Origin of the sequence: Paracoccus sp. MKU1, from assembly GCF_001447385.1 — a bacterium.
Lineage (GTDB): Bacteria > Pseudomonadota > Alphaproteobacteria > Rhodobacterales > Rhodobacteraceae > Paracoccus.
The window spans coordinates 1-1,905 of record NZ_LLWQ01000144.1 but is presented as its reverse complement, the minus strand read 5'-3'; the positions used below and the strand labels follow the sequence as shown (position 1 = coordinate 1,905).

Below are 1,905 nucleotides of genomic sequence, written 5' to 3'. Positions count from 1 at the left end.
GCTCCGGGCTATCAGGTACCGCTGGCGCGCGCGGTCAAGGCGGCGGTGGACATGCCGGTGGTGGCGGTGGGGCTGATCACCGATTTCGACCATGCGGAATCCATCGTAGCGACGGGCGATGCCGACATGGTCGCCCTTGCGCGCGGGATTCTCTACGATCCGCGCTGGCCCTGGCACGCGGCCGCGCATCTGGGGGCGCAGGTGCCTGCGGCCCCGCAATATCTGCGCTGCCAGCCTCGCGCCCATAGGGCGTTGTTCCGCGATGCGTGAGGTCGGCGCGACCCTCTGCTGGGCCGGGAAGGGCACGGGTGCGCGACCGGCATGAAGGACGTGTTCAACCTTGCGTTGCTGCGCGAGATCGCCGCGGAACTGCACCGTGCCCATGCCGCCTTCGACGTCGAGGCCTTCGTCGCGCGTTCCATGGACGGGTTGGAAAGGCTGGAACTGACAGCCCGCGCCGTCCATATCGCGGAGGCCTTGCACGCGCATCTGCCCCGGCCCTTCGCCGAGGCGGCGGCGGTGATCGAAGCGGCGCTGGGGCCGGAACTTCCGGCAGACGGCAAGATCGGCCGCGCGGCGATGCGCTATATGCCGCATCTGGCCTTCGTGCAGACATACGGCCTCGACGATTACGAGGCGGCCATTCGGCTTCAGGCCGAACTGACCAAGCGGTTCACCGCCGAATTTAGCATCCGCGCCTTTCTGGAGAGATACCCCGAGCGCACCTATGCCCAGATGCTGGCATGGGCCGTGGACGACAACGCGCATCTGCGCCGCCTGGCGTCGGAGGGCACCCGCCCGCGACTGCCTTGGGCGCGGCGCCTGCAGGGCTATCAGCAGGATCCGCGCCCGGTGCTGGAATTGCTGGAACTGCTGAAGGACGACCCGGTGCCTTATGTGCGCCGTTCGGTGGCGAACAATCTCAACGACATCGCCAAGGATCATCCCGCCCTGACCATCGCGACATGCCGCCGTTGGTCGGAGGATGCGCCCGAGGGCCGTGCCTGGATCGTCCGCCACGCGCTGCGCTCGCTGGTCAAGGCCGGCGACCGGGACGCGATCCGCATCCTGGGCGGCGCGGAGAATCCCTCGGTGCGCATCTGCCGCATCGCCATCACGCCGCAGCCTGTCGCCCTGGGTGATGCCGTGCGCCTGTCCTTCGAGGTCGAAAGCACCGCTTCGCAGCCGCAGCGCCTGCTGATCGACTATGCCGTACATTTCGTGAAGGCCAACGGCGGCACCCGGCCGAAGGTCTTCAAGCTGCGTAGCCTCACCCTGCAACCGGGCGAGAAGGCGGTTCTCTCCGCCACGGTGTCTTTCGCCGCCATGACGACGCGCCGCCACTTCCCCGGCCATCACCGCATCGATGTCCTCATCAACGGCGAAGCCCACCCGCTGGGTGGTTTCGAAGTAACGGGGTGAAAGGCGCCAGGCAGGCATTGCCCGATCGCCATGAATTCCGACCGGCCCTGGTCTATCCGCAGCTGGCGCGAAGGATCTTGCCGGTCGCCGGATCGGTTTCCACCGTCACGCGCTCCTGGCGATAATCCATCGTCACGCCCTGACCCGGCTGGATCTGGCGCACGACGGTGGCACCGGTCAGTTCCATGGCCTGCGCATCGGTCAGCCGGTCCCTGCCCGCCAGGGCCTCGGCGGCCTCCGGGCGGCAGACGCCCGACGCAGTCTCGGCCTGCTGCGTCCCCTCTTCGCAAGCGGCAAGGGTGACGGTGGCCACGGACAGCATGGCGGCGGCGATCAGGTTCGGTTTCATCTTGGCCGGTCCTTTCCTGGATATGACGATTGCGGCGGAACACGCGCAACGCCAGCTATGACAGACATGTACTCGCGGACAAACACACAGACCATGGATGCGGTTGCGCCATGATGCGAACTGCCGTCGCGTAG

The 1,905-nt window shown here is 67.3% G+C and carries 2 protein-coding genes and 1 pseudogene; 2 read left to right on the top strand and 1 reads right to left on the bottom strand.

The genetic code is table 11. The features are described 5' to 3' along the window. Positions 1 to 270 (top strand): annotated as a pseudogene (locus AQY21_RS09965) (oxidoreductase); the annotation flags it as partial. A 51-nt stretch (positions 271 to 321) separates the two neighbouring features. After that, on the top strand, positions 322 to 1,422 hold the full coding sequence (locus AQY21_RS09960) for a DNA alkylation repair protein (protein WP_058097527.1): 1,101 nt from the start codon (positions 322 to 324) through the stop codon (positions 1,420 to 1,422). A gap of 52 nt (positions 1,423 to 1,474) precedes the next feature. Here the strand turns inward: AQY21_RS09960 and AQY21_RS09955 are convergent, their stop codons facing one another. Then, positions 1,475 to 1,771: an I78 family peptidase inhibitor gene (locus AQY21_RS09955; RefSeq protein ID WP_203416477.1), complete on the bottom strand. Its 297-nt coding sequence runs from the start codon at positions 1,769 to 1,771 to the stop codon at positions 1,475 to 1,477. Positions 1,772 to 1,905: the final 134 nt, after the last annotated feature.